The organism is Megasphaera massiliensis, from assembly GCF_036305205.1.
In the GTDB taxonomy this organism is placed as follows: domain Bacteria; phylum Bacillota; class Negativicutes; order Veillonellales; family Megasphaeraceae; genus Megasphaera; species Megasphaera massiliensis.
The window spans coordinates 112520-128432 of record NZ_JAXIXE010000045.1 but is presented as its reverse complement, the minus strand read 5'-3'; the positions used below and the strand labels follow the sequence as shown (position 1 = coordinate 128432).

At 55.0% G+C, this 15913-nt stretch carries 12 protein-coding genes and 1 CRISPR repeat array; of the genes, 9 read left to right on the top strand and 3 right to left on the bottom strand.

Annotated elements, in window-relative coordinates; genetic code table 11:
* Positions 1 to 420: 420 nt before the first annotated feature.
* A CRISPR array of direct repeats spans positions 421 to 1127; the repeat unit is 36 nt; unit sequence GCCGGCGTACCAAAATCCCCGTAAGGGGACTGAAAC.
* 886 nt (positions 1128 to 2013) lie between these two features.
* From UCI88_RS10350 to UCI88_RS10335, 4 genes are all read left to right on the top strand, one after another.
* Positions 2014 to 2865: a hypothetical protein gene (locus UCI88_RS10350; protein ID WP_256179446.1), complete on the top strand. Its 852-nt coding sequence runs from the start codon at positions 2014 to 2016 to the stop codon at positions 2863 to 2865.
* A 145-nt stretch (positions 2866 to 3010) separates the two neighbouring features.
* Complete coding sequence (gene htpG / locus UCI88_RS10345; RefSeq protein ID WP_044503067.1) at positions 3011 to 4960, top strand: molecular chaperone HtpG; 1950 nt, start codon at positions 3011 to 3013, stop codon at positions 4958 to 4960.
* Positions 4961 to 5266: 306 nt separating this feature from the next.
* Positions 5267 to 5431, top strand: coding sequence for a hypothetical protein (locus UCI88_RS10340; RefSeq protein ID WP_176698832.1), 165 nt, complete (start codon positions 5267 to 5269; stop codon positions 5429 to 5431).
* 5 nt (positions 5432 to 5436) lie between these two features.
* The gene (locus UCI88_RS10335; protein ID WP_276535313.1) at positions 5437 to 6393 is read left to right on the top strand and encodes a D-2-hydroxyacid dehydrogenase; all 957 of its coding nucleotides are present in this window, start codon (positions 5437 to 5439) and stop codon (positions 6391 to 6393) included.
* A gap of 9 nt (positions 6394 to 6402) precedes the next feature.
* On the opposite strand, the gene UCI88_RS10330 is transcribed toward UCI88_RS10335, so the two are convergent.
* The 3 genes from UCI88_RS10330 to UCI88_RS10320 all read right to left on the bottom strand — a co-directional run bounded on the left by UCI88_RS10330 (position 6403) and on the right by UCI88_RS10320 (position 8959).
* Positions 6403 to 7044, bottom strand: a complete 642-nt coding sequence (locus UCI88_RS10330; protein WP_256179448.1) for a YigZ family protein — start codon at positions 7042 to 7044, stop codon at positions 6403 to 6405.
* A 124-nt stretch (positions 7045 to 7168) separates the two neighbouring features.
* On the bottom strand, positions 7169 to 7549 hold the full coding sequence (locus UCI88_RS10325; RefSeq protein ID WP_044503064.1) for a helix-turn-helix transcriptional regulator: 381 nt from the start codon (positions 7547 to 7549) through the stop codon (positions 7169 to 7171).
* A 120-nt stretch (positions 7550 to 7669) separates the two neighbouring features.
* Positions 7670 to 8959 (bottom strand): M18 family aminopeptidase, encoded by a 1290-nt coding sequence (locus UCI88_RS10320; protein WP_256179449.1) that lies wholly within the window; start codon positions 8957 to 8959, stop codon positions 7670 to 7672.
* 179 nt (positions 8960 to 9138) lie between these two features.
* On the opposite strand from UCI88_RS10320, the gene UCI88_RS10315 reads away from it, so the two are divergent.
* From UCI88_RS10315 to UCI88_RS10295, 5 genes are all read left to right on the top strand, one after another.
* A complete protein-coding gene (locus UCI88_RS10315; protein ID WP_256179450.1) occupies positions 9139 to 10593 on the top strand; it encodes a TrkH family potassium uptake protein in 1455 nt (484 codons plus the stop codon).
* A 115-nt stretch (positions 10594 to 10708) separates the two neighbouring features.
* Positions 10709 to 11233, top strand: a complete 525-nt coding sequence (locus UCI88_RS10310) for a helix-hairpin-helix domain-containing protein (RefSeq protein WP_256179451.1) — start codon at positions 10709 to 10711, stop codon at positions 11231 to 11233.
* Positions 11230 to 13323 (top strand): ComEC/Rec2 family competence protein, encoded by a 2094-nt coding sequence (locus UCI88_RS10305; protein ID WP_256179452.1) that lies wholly within the window; start codon positions 11230 to 11232, stop codon positions 13321 to 13323. The genes UCI88_RS10310 and UCI88_RS10305 overlap by 4 nt, the downstream gene beginning before the upstream one ends.
* On the top strand, positions 13320 to 14348 hold the full coding sequence (gene holA / locus UCI88_RS10300; protein ID WP_256179453.1) for a DNA polymerase III subunit delta: 1029 nt from the start codon (positions 13320 to 13322) through the stop codon (positions 14346 to 14348). The genes UCI88_RS10305 and holA overlap by 4 nt, the downstream gene beginning before the upstream one ends.
* 8 nt (positions 14349 to 14356) lie before the next feature.
* Positions 14357 to 15907 carry a VanW family protein gene (locus UCI88_RS10295; protein WP_256179454.1) on the top strand — a complete coding sequence of 517 codons (1551 nt, stop codon included), beginning with the start codon at positions 14357 to 14359 and terminating at the stop codon, positions 15905 to 15907.
* Positions 15908 to 15913 lie beyond the last annotated feature (6 nt).

The following is a 15913-nucleotide window of genomic DNA, read 5'->3' as shown; positions in this document are numbered from 1 at the left end:
GTCTTTGACGGTATGTAATTTCTCTTGAGCACATATCTTTGTTTTTCGCATTAAAAATACTCCCCTTCAAGCAGCATGAGATTTTATTATTTCTCATGTCTACCTAAAGGGGAGCATATCAGATCATAAGTCTTTGCAGGGAAGCTTCGACCTCATGTTAGAAAGGTTTGACAACAAAAGCCGAAAAACGTATACTAAAGAAAAGTCAAGGTAATATTGACCTTTGGAAAACCTATTTCAGGGTCAAAAACCCCGTAGGTTTGAAAATTTTTAAACCTGCGAAAAACGGCATAACCAAGCCGATAATCGCCATTGCCTGATTTTTATTTTTCACCCGGGTCAGCCGAAAAGGCGAAAAAAGCCCGAGGTTTGAAAAAATCGCCTGTGAGCCCAGTCTGGGAGCGGGTACTGGAAGACAGAGCCGGCGTACCAAAATCCCCGTAAGGGGACTGAAACTGTCCAGTTTGGTTCCTCCTGACCTCAGGAAGCGGACGCCGGCGTACCAAAATCCCCGTAAGGGGACTGAAACAAGATGTCTCCTTCATGGTCGACTACGATATTAGAAGGCCGGCGTACCAAAATCCCCGTAAGGGGACTGAAACGTCGATGCAGATTTCCGAACTGAACCGGCTGGCCGCTACGCCGGCGTACCAAAATCCCCGTAAGGGGACTGAAACGATCTTTTTTTGAGCTAACTAACAAATCGCCGAAACTGGGCCGGCGTACCAAAATCCCCGTAAGGGGACTGAAACTGTGCCAGAAACGTAATCTTTTGTCTATTAGAGTGGAAGCCGGCGTACCAAAATCCCCGTAAGGGGACTGAAACTCAGCATTCTAAGAGATTCAGCGATAATGTGCACTACTTCGCCGGCGTACCAAAATCCCCGTAAGGGGACTGAAACTATTCAGATGATGGCCGTACTCAGTGCAGATTTCTCGGTGCCGGCGTACCAAAATCCCCGTAAGGGGACTGAAACCAATGCATGCCGACTTCTTTAAATCGTACGTCGATCAAGCCGGCGTACCAAAATCCCCGTAAGGGGACTGAAACCTTTCGTACGCAACGACGCACTTCCGCGTCTCGTGCTCTAGCCGGCGTACCAAAATCCCCGTAAGGGGACTGAAACTAATATCAAATTCTTTTTTGCTCATGTTATTTTTTGGCCGGCGTACCAAAATCCCCGGAGTTAAGTAGACTCCTTTTGGAAAAAGGAGTTTGTACCATAGGGGGACTGAAACTCCGCGCCACCCGAAGGCGGCGACATTGGTGCGGTCGTCGGCGTACCAAAATCCCCGGAGTTACATGGACTCCTTTTAGAAAAGGAGTTTGTGCCATAGGGGGACTGAAACGTTTCTTCTAAATCGTTTTGACGGAGGTTTGTTGACGCGTCGGCGGGCGCGTAAAATTGAAGATGGCATGAAAAAAAACGGTACCGGCATCGGTGAAGGATGTCTGGTACCGTTTTTGATGATGGGAGTCATGTTGTGGGAGTCCGAAAAGGGGCAGTGCCGTCTGTGTCAAAGGGAGACATGAGCCGTCAAACTTCCAGCCGAATTGGGGGCTCGGGCTGACGTCTCGGAAGGGGACTACAGGGAGGCAGAAGGTTTGAGGCCCTTGTGCGTGCTCGGGCTCGTCTGATTCCTTCGGTCCTTGAAAATGACGGCCTCTTTGTGAGGATGAAGAAAATGAGAAAAATTCCTCTTTTCTCGATACCATAAGGTATCTGACTATATGAGTTTACAAAAAAGCGACTTAGAGCTTGGTTTAAACTCTTAAGTCGCTTGGCATAAGCTGTTATCGATTTTACATTCACATTTTTTCGAGTTATATTTATTTAGACGAAATATTTTTGGTAACATAATGGCGGACCTGTAGGTTTTTCCCCCTGTCTTACATGGCTTCGATGATCGGATTATATGGAGAGGCCATCCCTTGGTGAAACGGAATAAAAAAGAGCGACTTCGTATTCTATGAAGACCGGCGTCGTGATACAATAGCAGGAGATACGTACTATGGACGCGGACGTACGGGTCCGCGCGAAAAGGAGCATGATCATGAAGATAGAGTATATGTTGGCCAATCCCAGCGGCAATAAGACGATTTTGGTGCTGACGCCGGTCCCTAAGGAAGAACACAGTACCCTGGCGGCGGCTTTACTGGCAAGGCCTGACATCGACGCCGAGCAGGTCGGCTATGTGACCTGTATGGAAGGCAAACCCCTTCGCGTCGATATGATGGGCGGCGAATTTTGCGGCAATGCTTCGCGGGCAGCGGCGGCCTACGCCTTGTCCTGCGAAGGGAAGGATCAGGGCGTCTACGGCGTATCCTGTTCTGGCTGCGACGAAATCCTGCCGGTCAAGGTCAATCATACGGGAGGCCGGGACTATGAGGCCTTTATCGAGATGCCCTATCCTGACGACGTCAGCGGTATTTTGGTAGACGTCGGCGGGGTGCCGGTTCGTTTCTTCCGCGTCGACCTGCCGGGGATTACGCACTTTGTCCACTTCGTAGAGACCTTTGAAGGCCTTGATAAGGACGTCTATTGGCAGGCCTTGAAAGACTACGTCGACGGCGAAGATTTCCCGGCGTACGGCCTCATCCTCTGCGACACCAAAACGCAGGAGATGATTCCTGCCGTCTACGTCAGCCGGACGGATACCCTCTACTGGGAAAACAGCTGCGGCAGCGGATCGGCAGCCGTCGCAGCAGCGCTTGCCTGTACGACGCGCAAACGGGTGGCCGCTTATATGAAGCAGCCCGGCGGCACCATTGCCATTGCAGCCAGTGTCGATGACGACGGCAATCTGCAGCAGATTTTTATGGGCGGTTCGGTAAAACTAGGTCCTCGTCAAAGCCTGGAATGAGGGCGCAGCCTTGTCTTTTGCCATGGGGCAGGCTTATGCCGAAAAAATACTTGACTATTTGACTTTTTGCGGTATGATAGTGATGTGAAGGTACCTCAGATGCCACTGACGGTACGGAAAACGGATACAAAGGAGTGTTTTTACCATGGCAAAAGAAACCCATGAATTTCAAGCTGAAACGAAGCAGTTATTGGACCTGATGGTCCACTCTATTTATACAAATCATGAGATTTTCCTGCGGGAACTCATTTCTAACGCCTCCGATGCGATCGATAAGCTCCATTATCAGTCTCTCACTAACGGCGATCTCCTCGAAGGGGACACAGGCTTTGAAATCCACCTGACGCCCGATGCCGACGGCCATACCCTGACCATTTCCGATAACGGCCTGGGTATGGACAAGCAGGATTTGATGGACAACCTCGGCACCATTGCCCAGTCGGGGACGAAAGCCTTCCTTGAAAAGCTGAAGGAATCCCAGGACGGCGGCGATACGAATAAGGACCTCATCGGCCAGTTCGGCGTCGGCTTCTATTCGGCCTTCATGGTCGCCGATACGGTTACGGTCGTCACCCGTAAGGCCGGCGAAGCTCAGGCTTACAAGTGGGAATCGACGGGAAGCGGCGAATACACCCTCGAAGAATGCCAGAAACCGAAGCACGGGACGACGATCATCCTCCATTTGAACAGTGACTTCTACGGCGACAGCAGCGAAGAAAACTACACCGATCAGATGACCCTCCAGAGCCTGGTCAAGAAGTATTCCGACTACATCCGCTACCCAATCACCATGGACTTTACGACCAAGGAAAAGCCAAAGGATGCCGACGGCAAGACCATCGAAGATGCGCCGGAAGAAGAACATACGGAAACGCGGACCTTAAACTCCATGCAGCCCTTGTGGACGCGGAATAAATCGGATATCAAACCGGAAGAATACCACGAATTTTTCCAGCATCAGTTCTATGAATGGGACGAACCGATGGACATCTTCCACAACCGTGCCGAAGGTGCCGTCGATTACACGGCCCTCTTGTTCATCCCGGGCAAGGCCCCGTTCAACCTCTACTATGCCGACTATGAACCGGGCATCCAGCTCTATTCGCGGCATATCTTCATCATGGATAAATGCAAGGACCTCCTACCGGACTACCTGCGCTTCGTCAAAGGCCTCGTCGATTCGCCGGATCTGTCCCTCAACATTTCCCGTGAACTGCTGCAAAAGAGCCGTGAACTGAACCTCATCGGCCGCAACCTGGAAAAGACAATTTTGAAATCCCTCAAACGGGACCTCGAAAAGAACCGTGAAAAGTATGAAAAGTTCTGGGCCGAATACGGCAAATCCCTGAAAATCGGCGTCTACAGCGGCATGATGACCGGTGAAAATAACGTCGAAAAACTGAAGGACCTCTTGTTGTTCATGTCCTCGAAAGACGGAAAACTCCGGACCATCAAGGAATACGTCGACAATATGAAAGACGGCCAGCAGAAGATCTATTACGCAACGGGCAAGGATAAGGAAGCCATCGAAGGCCTGCCCCAGATGGAACTCCTCCGCGACCGGGACATCGAAGTCCTGTACATGACCGATCCCGTCGATGAATTTGCCGTCGAAGCCATCGGCGAATACGAAGGCCACCGTTTCCATTCCGTCAGCCGCGGCGATTTGGACCTCGAAGACGATGCCTTTAAGGCCGAAAAGAAGAAGAACGAAGACCTCGCTAAGGACAATGAAGGCCTCCTCGCGGATATGAAGAGCCTCTTAGGCGATAAGGTCGCCGACGTCCGCCTGTCGAACCGCTTAAAGAGCGGCGCCGTCTGCCTCGTTGCCGATGCGGCCGGTCCGTCCCTGGCCATGGAACAGGCCTTTGCTGCCGCCAACAACCCCATGTTCAAGGCGCGCCGCATCTTGGAAATCAACCCGGATCACGAATTGTTCGGGAAATTAGCCGCCGTCCATCAGGCCGGCAAGGACACGGCCGATTTCAAGGATTACTGCCACCTGCTCTACGATCAGGCCCTCCTTCTCGAAGGCATCATGCCCGATGATCCTGTGGCCTTTGCCAATAAAGTCGCCTCGCTCATGGCGAAATAAGGCCGGGGTCAATAAAAAAGCTGTCTAACTAAAACGGCCGCTGTCGTCAGATTTAAATCTCTTGATGACAGCGGTTGTCTTTTTAGTGACAATAATTATTTTTTTAGGACTATCATTAACAGATAGTTGATATATTTAGACTACGGATGAACAGTTTTGTCACAAGTACCGCTGCCGCCTATCTTTTTCAGTACATACAAGCTATAATTAAAACGTAAATACAGCGTTTATTTTTACGAAAAAGGTCTTGTTTCACCTGTGAAAATGGGGCCTTTTGGTTGTGCAGATAGTGCAGAGGAGGCGGACATGGGACAATTCGTCAACGTGGACGGCGAAGAGGGCAGCGTGGTTCGTCTGGTTACGGCGCTCTTGCAGGAAGATGTAACCTATGAATTCATTGCCCATATCGCGAAATGCCCATTAGAAACGGTAAAAGAAATTGCCGCCAACACAAAATATAATAAGGAGTGATTCTGTTGAATATTCTCGTTGTCATGGATACGGATGCAAAACAGCGACAGTGGTTTGAAACGGCTGCGAAAGGGGCCAAGGTGACCTTCTGTCCCGGTGATGGAAGCGATGCCGGTGCGGCCCTTGAAGACGCCGACGTCATTATCGGCAACATCGACCCGCAGCTGGTCAGCAAGGCCAGGCATTTGAAATGGCTCCAGCTCAACAGTGCCGGTGCCGGCAGTTACTGTAAGGCCGGTATCCTGCCCGACGGCGTGGCGCTCACCAATGCGACCGGTGCCTATGGCCTGGCGTTGTCCGAGCACATGCTGGCCCAGAGCCTGGCTATGATGAAGAAGCTGTATCTCTACCATGACAATCAGCATCAATCCTTGTGGCGCGATGAAGGCCCGGTCACGTCCTTTTATGGGGCCACGGTCGTCGTCGTCGGTTTTGGCGATATCGGCCGCAACTTCGGCCGCCGCGTAAAGGCTTTGGGCGCTTATGTCATCGGCCTGCGCCGCCGTAAGGGCGAGGTTCCGCCGGAAGCCGATGAAATGGGGGATATGGCTCATTTCGAAGACTATCTCTCTCGGGCGGACATCGTCGCGTCGTGCCTGCCTGATACGCCGGAAACGTATCGGATCTATAATAAGGACCGCTTCATGGCCATGAAGAAGGGGGCCTACTTCGTCAACGTCGGCCGCGGCAACAACGTCGATCAGGAAGCCCTGCGGGAAGCCGTCCTTTCCGGTCATTTGGCAGGGGCTGCTTTGGACGTTACCGATCCGGAACCGCTGCCCGAGGACGATCCCTTGTGGCAGACGAAGGGCATCTACATTACGCCCCATATTTCAGGTGGCTACCACCTGCAGGCGACGCACGACTACATCGCCCGCATTGCCGTCGATAACCTGAAGCGGTTCCTCGCCGGCGAAAAACTTGAAAATATGGTCGATATGGCAACAGGCTATAAGGCCTGATCGAAGCTGTTACGTCTCTGTGACGGGTACCGGTTTTACGACGGTACCCGTTTTTTTGCAGCTGACGCGGCCGTTAGTGGCATTGGTCAGGTCGGCGATGAAGGCGTCGCTGTCGCCTTCGGGGACTTCAAAGGTGAAGGTCACGTCGGCGGCAAAGGCCCGGTCGGCGATGAGGACGCCGTGACTTTCGGCAAAGCGCTCGAGGGTGCTGACCAAGGGGTAGGCGACGGTCGCTGTAAGGAGGGTGAAGGGCGTGTAGACGACGACGGACGCTTCGTCGAGGGCCAGGGTCGCGGCGTGGCTGTAAGCCCGGATGAGGCCGCTGGCGCCGAGTTTGATGCCGCCGAAATAGCGGGTGACGACGACGGCCGTATTGGTCAGGTCTCGTTTCTTTAAGACTTCTAAGATGGGCCGGCCTGCCGTTCCCGACGGTTCACCGTCGTCGCTGGAGCGCTGGATCTGTCCGCCGGCTCCGATTTGGAAGGCCGAGCAGTTGTGACGGGCGTCCCAATAGTGCTTGCGCACGCTTTCGATGAAGGCTGCCGCCTCATCTTCCGTTTTCACTTCACAGACGGTGGCGATGAAGCGGGATTTTTTGATGACATATTCGGCTTCAGCCCGGCCATAGACCGAGCGGAGAAGAGATTCCATAGCAATCGTTCCTTTTCGTTTTTTCTCATCATAGCGTATTTACCGGGCCCTGGCAAGAAAAGGGCATAAAAAATCGGACCCTCCATGGATCGGGTCCGATTTTTTATATATCAATACCGCATTGTCAGTTGTCCCCTGATTCGGAGTTTCCGTTCTTTTTCGGTTTGATATTGAGGAGTGTCTTGACGGCTTGCTGTTTTTCCGGTGGCAAGGCGTGAAGGGCCCGGATGACGAGACAGTCTTCGTCCGTAATGGGCGCACAGTAGTCGCAGTTGCTGCGGGTGTCATCGCTCTTTTGGCAGTACATGCCGGGTCGGCCGACAAGGACACAGATGGGAATTTGGAAAAAATCAGCCATTTTCAGCAATACTGAAATATCTGGTGAATAAAGACCTGTTTCCCAAGAGTAGACGGCTTGCTTTGACATACCGAAGAGGTCGCCGAAAGCCGTCTGGGTTAAGCCGTTTTTCTTGCGATAGTACTTAATTTCTTGTCCTAGAGTCATTCATATCCACTCTTTCTGTATACTATACAGTATGCTGTAATATACACTTTTCATTATAAGATGTAAAACAAAATGTGTCAATGGCGGCATCTGCGATACAGGATAAAAAAAATCGGGATATTAGGAATGGCTGAAGAAGGTCGTAATGAGGTCGGTCAGGGCCTGTTGGTCGGCGGCGCCCATCAATTCACGGCATGAATGCATGGCCGTAATGGGAATGCCGATGTCCATGGTCCGGATGGGGAGGTTGGCCGATAAGAGGGAGCCCAAGGTCGAGCCGCCGGGAAGGTCGGAGCGGTTCATGAAGATCTGATAGGGGATGTCGGCCCGGCGGCACAAGCCTTTCAGGACGGCGACGGCTTCGGCGTCTCCGGCATAGGACTGGCTGGCGGCAATCTTGAGGGCTACGCCGCGGCCCATTTGGGGCTGGTTGGTGATATCACATTTTTCCGGGACGTTGGGATGGATGGCATGGGCGACGTCGACGGACAGCATGAAGCCTTTTGAAAGGTCGGCCGACAGGTCGTCGTCGGTGAGCGCGAAGGCGTGATAGATGCGGGAGAGGATCCGGGAGAGGATGACGGAATCGGCGCCTTGTTTCGTATGGCTGCCCACTTCTTCGTTATCAAAGAGGGCGACGACGTTCAAGCCGTCGGCGTCGGCGGCGTTTACCAGGGCCGATAGGGAGGCCAGGACCGACGTCAGGTTGTCCAGGCGGGGCGACGAGACGAATTCATCGTGCCAACCGAGGCGGCAGCCCGGTTCTGTCGGATAGACCGTCAGTTCGTACGACAGGATCGCTTCGGGCAGGCAGCGGCACGTTTCTGACAAGAAGTCGAGGAAGAAGTGCTGCGTTACCTCTTTTTCGTCGAGGCCCATGACCGGCAGGAGGTCCTTTTGGGGATTGAGCTCGATGCCCTGATTGGCCTTGCGGTTCATGTGGATGGCCAGGCGGGGAATGGTGAGGACCGGCCGTTTGAGGTCGATGAGGCGCAGGTTGGGCCGGAAGGGGTCCTCCGTTTCGATGGCGACAGCACCGGCCAGGGACAGGGGGCGGTCGAGCCACGATTCGCGCAGGAGACCGCCGTACGTTTCGGCGTTGACTTTAAGATAGCCCTTTTCGCGGATTTCCGGACGCTGCTTGATGCGCAGGCAGGGAAAATCAGTGTGGGCCGCACTGAGGCGCAGGTGGCGGCGGATGTTGCGGCCGGTCCGGAAGGCGATGAGGCCCGATCCGTAGACGGGAACGTAGTAGGCGCCGTCGGCTTCGAGCTGCCAGGGTGCGGCGTCCGGCATAAGGGCCGTAAAACCGGCCTTGTCGAGAAGGTCCCGCGAAGCGGCGGCCGTGTGGTACGGCGACGGGCTTTGGGCGATGAAGGTGAGTAAGGTATCGATAGAGTCATGGGACATGACGATCATCCTTTCTTGGGGATAAATTTTGTGATCCTGTTATTATATCATAGGTCGGCCACTTGCGCTTCCGGCAGGGAACGCTTGGGCGTCGGAAAATCACAGCGGCGGCCGGCTTTTTGTTTTCTCAAGCCCTCATGGTATAATAGAGAAAAATTAATTTTCATGAAGGGGATCTTATGGATTTACGCGTCATTTCTCGATTTTTAGGAAAAATAGCCTTGGCCCAGGGCGGCGTCCTGTTTTGGCCCCTGGCCATGGCGGTCATCATGGGGGAATCGAGCTGGCTGCCTTTTGTGGGCAGCATCATTCTCTGCGGACTCGTCGGCTGGGCCTGCCTGAACTACGGCCACGTGCGGACGCAGAAACTGACCATGCGCGAAGGCATTGCCATTACGGGAATCGGCTGGATGCTGGCTACGTTTTTGGGCATGCTTCCGTACTGCCTCGGCGGCTACCTGTCGTATTTCGACGGCCTCTTTGAAAGCGTGTCCGGCTTTACCGGGACCGGGGCGACGGTCATTACGGACCTTGAAATCCTGCCCCAGAGCCTGCTTCTGTGGCGCAGCATGACCCACTGGCTCGGCGGCCTCGGTATCATCGTCATCTTCATCGCCCTCTTGCCCGAAGCCGGTCAGTCGGCGGTCTTTTACATGTATAATGCCGAATCGACGGGTCCTACGAGAGAGCGCGTCCTGCCCAGGCTGCACGACATGACCAAGGTCCTCTTTCGCATCTACATGGCCTTTACGGCGACGGCCTTCGTCATCTTCTTCCTCTGCGGCATGGACTTTCTCGGCGCCGTCAACCACGCCTTGTCGACAGTCTCGGCCGGCGGTTTTTCGACGTATAATGCCAGTGCGGCCCACTTTGAAAGCCCGGCCGTCGAAGGTTGGATGACCTTTTTCATGATCCTCACCGGCGGCAACTACGCCTTGTATTACCGGGCCTGGCAAAAGGGCTGGAGCGTCCTTTGGGACAATATGGAATTTCGGGTCTATCTCTTGATCGTAGCGGCGGCGACGATTCTCATCGGCCTCAACCTCATGAGTGCCTTCGGCATCGGCCCTTCGACGGCCCTTCGCTACTCGTCCTTCCAAGCGGCGTCCATCGCTACGACGGGCTTCGTCTCGGCCGATTTCGACCGCTGGCCGACTTTTTCTAAGGGCATTTTGCTGATGCTCATGATTTCCGGCGGCTGTGCCGGCTCGACGGCGGCCGGCCTTAAGGTGTCGCGCGTCGTCATCATGGCCCAGTACATTTGGCATGCGGCGAAAACGAAGCTCCATCCCAATCAGGTCCTGGGCATGACCATCAACGGCCACCGCATCGGCGACGATACGGTCGTCCGCGTGGCTCAGTTCTGCTTCCTCTACGTCATGTTCATCGCCCTCTGGGCCCTGCTCCTGACCTTTGACGGCATCGACGTCTTCGACGCCATCGGCATCAGCGTCTCGACCATGGGCTGCATCGGCCCGGCCTTCGGCATCACCGGGGCGACGTCGACCTATGCCGAACTGTCCCTCTTTTCAAAGTCCATCCTCTGCCTGTCCATGCTCTTAGGGCGCCTTGAAATGTTCACCCTCCTGGTCATGCTCCAGAAGAATTTCTGGAAGTCGAAGGGCAGCTGGTAATATAAATCTTTCGTGAAACAGGGGATTTCCGGTTAAAAATCGATTAAACTTTCCCTCCGTCTCGTCCTCATAAGGCAAACTGTACGTATAGCTTACCATCGAGGAGGGACGAACCATGAAGAAAATCGTCGTCTTTGGCGCCATCGCCGTTTTTTTGGCCGTGAGCCAATTCAGTGAACATCTCTTTCCGGTCGTGGCCGAACCGGTGCCGGTCGTCGAAGAGGTCTTGCCCGACAAGGCCTTTATCTACGTGACGGGCGCCGTACATAGGCCGGGACTCTATGCCCTGGCCGGGGAACAGACCGTCGGCGAAGCCGTAGAGACGGCAGGGGGGATGGCGGCCTATGCCGATACGGCATCTGTGAACCTGGCTGCAAGGGCGGCGGACGGCATGCATGTCCACATCCCTTATGACTGGAACGGCGTACCGCCGGCACCGATCGACGAGGGCAAGGTGTCTTTAAATCAGGCCGATGCCGAAAAGCTCATGACCCTGCCCGGTATCGGACCTTCCATGGCCGACAATATCATCGCCTACCGTCGGGAGCACGGCGCCTTTACCAGCATCGACGAATTGCAGAAGGTTAAGGGAATCGGACCGGCTAAATTCCAAAAATTAAAGGATCAGGTCGGCTTATGACCCTTCCGGCCCTGCATCTGATTTGGCTCAGCCTCTCTTTGGTGCTGGCTCTGAGTGCCGGCATTGCTGCTGCCGACAGCCTTTCGCTGCCCCTTCCTTGGTGGGGGGCCTTTTTTCTTTTAGCCCTCTTGGGAATGGGACTGGGCGCCCGGTATGGGCGAAAGGCCTTTTTCTTCTTCCTGATTCCCGTCTTTTTTTGCCTCGGTGCCGGCCGGCTTCAACTGGCTTCCGACGGCTACGACGCCTTGCCCCATCAGGCCGCCGGAGCTAACCTCGTCGCCATAGGGACGGTCTCTGAAAAAAGAGGCACCTTTACGAGCGAAGCGGGACCGATGGGGCGCTACGTCCTGGATGTTGCCTCCTATGCCTACGGCGATGAGAATCGGGTGTACCCCGGTGCCGGCAAGGCCTACGTGACCGTCCCCGACGGGCCGGCTGTCGGAGAAACCCTTCAGATCACCGGTCAGAGCCGGCCACTGACGTATTATAAAAACGACGGCATGTACGATGCCCGCCGCCGCGATCGGGAAAAAAGCGTGTGGCTGCGCCTCTTTGCCAAAGAGGGAAGGGACGTCCGACGCCTGGCAGAACCGACGGGCTTCAGGGCTTTTTTGCAGGACTTGCGAAAGGCCTTAACCCGGCGATATGATGCCGTCCTCGGGGCGGATTATGGGCCGGTCTTGTCGAGCCTCCTCTTTGGCGGCCACTACGATGAACTGCCGCCGGGCCTTATCGAGTCCTTCAGCACGACAGGTCTCATTCATATCCTCTCCGTATCCGGCTCGCACGTGGCCCTGCTCTTAGCCGTCCTGCAGGTCATCGGCCGGGCTTTCGGCCTTCGGGGGACACCGCTCTTTATCTTGTCGGTAGCCTTTCTCCTCCTTTACAGCGCCTTGGCTGATTTTACGTCGCCTGTCGTCCGGGCGTCCATCATGGGCTCCCTCAGTGCCTTCAGCCTGACGGCACGCCGGGACTATACGGCAGGCCATGCCCTGGCTCTGGCCGTTGCGGCCATGCTGCTGTACAGTCCCTACCTCTTCTTCGATTTGAGCTTTCGCCTGTCGTGCAGTGCGTCGGCGGGCATCGTGCTATTCTATAAACGGATCGCGACCGGCCTTTCGTTTTTGCCGGAATTTTTGCGAAACTGCCTGTCCGTGTCCCTGGCCGCTCAGGTCCTCGTCGTGCCCATCCTCTTTTCGGCCTTCTTTTCCTTTCCCGTCTATTCGCTCTTGGCCAACGCCGTCGTGGCGCCGGTCCTCGATGGGGTCATGGTCCTCGGTCTGGGCGCTTCCGTCCTGTCCTTAGTGTATGGAGCCGGGGCTGACCTGATTCTCTGGGGATTGAAGCCCTTTCTGGCCCTGGCACTCAAGGGCAATGCCTTTATCGCCGCCCTTCCGGGGAGCCGCCTGTGGGCCGGCCAGCCGTCGCTTTGGGCCTGGCTGACCTGGTATCTTTTGGTGGCCGTCGTCTTTTTTCGGCCCCTTCGAAAGACGTTGTTCCTACCCCTCATTATTTCGTTGGCCATAAGCTTCATGGTGCGGCCGTCCGGGCCGGGCGTGCTGATTTTTGATGCCGGCCGCGATCAGGCGACGGCCATTATTTATGAAGATAGATCGGCCGATTTATGGTATAATAAATCGAGATTCTCCCATCCCGACCAGGCGGCTGTCGTCGTCATCCCGGCCCTTCGGGCCAACGGCATCTTCACCCTTCGCCGGTGCGTCGTCGAAGGGGAGGAAAGGGCTTACACAGAAGCCTTGTTTCAAAAAGAATTCACCTTCCTGAAGGGCCCGGGGACAGGGGATATTCCCTATGGCGGTGCACGAGCCGTGCCCAAGTCCTTTTCCGACGAAGCCCTCCTTTGGGAGTTCCGATCTCTTGACGGTTGGGACGGAAGGGCCTTTCCGGCCTCGGCCATGGCCACCGTCGTCTATGAAGGACGCCGCGGGGACGGAGCCTTTTCCGAGTGGAGCGAGGCAGCCGACAGTTTCGGCGTTCCTGCCTACCTTCCGTCTCGGGACGGACAACTGCGCCTGGCCCGTCGGCGTGGAAGGTGGCACCTGTCTACATTTGTTGAGGAACATCTATGAATAATGCTAAAAATATAATGATCATCTACGGGTCCGAAGCCTACCTCATGGAAGAGGGGCGGAGACAGTTTTTTGAAGCGGCCCGGAAACGGTCCGGCGGCGACGCTGAAGTGCAGACCTTTCAAAAAGATGCGGCGGCGGCAACGGTCGTCGAATCCTTTCAGGGGACGAGCCTCTTTAGCAGCGGCACGATCACCGTCTGGTACGACTGTCCCTTTCTGCCCTTGAAGCGGGGCGGCCGGTCGCGGAGCAAAGTGAGCAAAGAAGAACAGTGGTTCCTCGACGAAGCGGGACGCCTCGACGACGGCAACAGCCTCTTGTTTTACAGCAAGGGCAACGTCGATACGGGAAGCGCTTTCTTTAAGGCCTTGAAGCCCATGGCCCGGGTCGTCGCTGCCGAAGCCGTGAGCGAAAAAAATGTCATGCCTTACGTGACGGCGTACCTGAAGAAACAGGGCAAGAGCCTCAGCCGCGACGGCGTCGTCTTTTTGCAGGACCTGTTCCAGACCTGGGGCAGCATTTCTCTGCTCTACGTCTTTTCCGAACTCGATAAATTGTGCATCACCCTGCCCGCTGGGAAACAGAGCATCGGACCGGATGACTTGGCCGATCTCTTTGCCGGCACCATGGAAAAGAACCTCTTCACCTTCATGGATGCCTTCCTCCGCCGCAATGGGGAAAAGACACTGCCCTTTGTCGAAGGGCTGTTCAGCAAGCAAGATGCCTTTTTGAAGAACACGGGATACATGCTGTCGCGACTGCGGCTCCTCTTGTCGTATAAAGAACTGTTGAAGGCCCATGCCGGAAAGACCCAGCGCGAACAGGTCCTGACGGCGGTCAATAAGGGGCGAAGTGCGAAATATGTCATATATCACTTGCAAAAAGTCGCATCTTATTGGACAATAGAAGAGTTAGAACGTTGTATTTGCAATATTTTTACCTTACAGCTCCATATCCGCAGCGGGAAGGCGTCGCCGGCCGATATGGGAGCCCTTATTTGTCTTTATTGTAGTCTGAAAAGGTAGGTTAGAGCGTGACGGAAGCAGAAAAGGAACGAAAAGAGAGAATGAAGGAATACCGCCGCCGGTATCGTGAAAAACATGGGCTGCCGGCTCCGAAGTCTCGGTCATGGAAAAAAATAGGCGGTGTCGTCGCAGCCCTGTGCATCTTGGGTTTCGGCGGATTCTTTGCCGCCCAGACGAGGGCCGAACAGATGGTGACCCTCGACGGTCATTCAGTCCAGGGCATGACCGATGAAGATATTGCCAATTACCTCGACATCCATGCCAAAGATATCGAAGGGCGCAAGCTCCATCTGGCAGCGGACGGCGTCGATACGACGCTGAACCTCGATGACCTCGGGGCCAAGCTCGACCGCCAGTACATCGACGATGAACTCCACCTCATCGGACGGCAGGGCATGCCTTGGGAGCGCGTGGCTGACGTGGCGACGACCTTGATGTATGGCAAGGACATCCCCTTGGCCATTGCCGTCGATGAAGAAAAACTCGACAAGGCCCTGAGCGATCTCCACGACAAACACGACAAGGATCCGGAAAATGCCTTTGCCTATGTCAAGGAAGACAATAAGACCGTCGCCGTCGAACCGGAAAAAGACCGCATCGTCATCAATACGGCAGGCCTCAAGGATTCCATTGCCGACAGCCTGCATAAGGGCCAGACCGGCGATATCGACGTCCCCGTTGACAGTCGGCAGCAGGCCGATATCAAGAGCGATGACTTGAAGGACATCGATACGGTCCTGTCTTATTACACGACCCATTTCGACAACAGCAATCCGGATCGCAATACGAATATCAAATTGGCCCAGGAACGGCTGAATCATGCCTTCGTCGCCAGCCAACAGGACTTTTCATTCAATAAATACGTCGGCACGCGAACGGCAGATAAGGGCTACAAACAGGCCCCGTCCTATTTTGAAAACAGACTGGAACAATCCGTCGGCGGCGGCGTCTGCCAGGTCAGCACGACCTTGTTCAACGCAGCCCTTCGGGCGGGCCTCTTCATCGCCAGCCGGGAACCGCATTTCGCTCCGGCAGCCTACGTACCGGTCGGCATGGATGCTACCGTTGCCGATGACGGCCTTGATTTTGCCTTTACCAACCCCTTCCAGCACCCCGTCGCCGTCTATACCGTCGTCGGGGCCAACACGGTGACGACGTATATCTTAGGCAACCACGCCGATACCAGCACGGTCACCTTTGAAACGACCCATCTCCAGAATTTACCGCACAAGATCATAAAGAAGCACGATGACAGCGTCACTGACGATACGCTGAAGCAGTTTGGCTACGACGGCCACGACATCACCATCCGCCGGACCGTGACCTACAGCGACGGCGACCGTCATATCGACCTCATCACGTCGCATTACGATCCCAATGACGCCATCGTTTTGACGCCTGACGGAGACAGTGAAGAAGTCGTCAGCACGGCCGATCTCGAGCCCCAGGATCCGCTCCTCAATGCGCCCCACGACATGATGGAATTCAACGTCACGGTAGCTCCTGCCGGCGATGACGAAGACGCTTACGATGAAGAGGACTATTCGGACGAAGAGTAGCCTGCC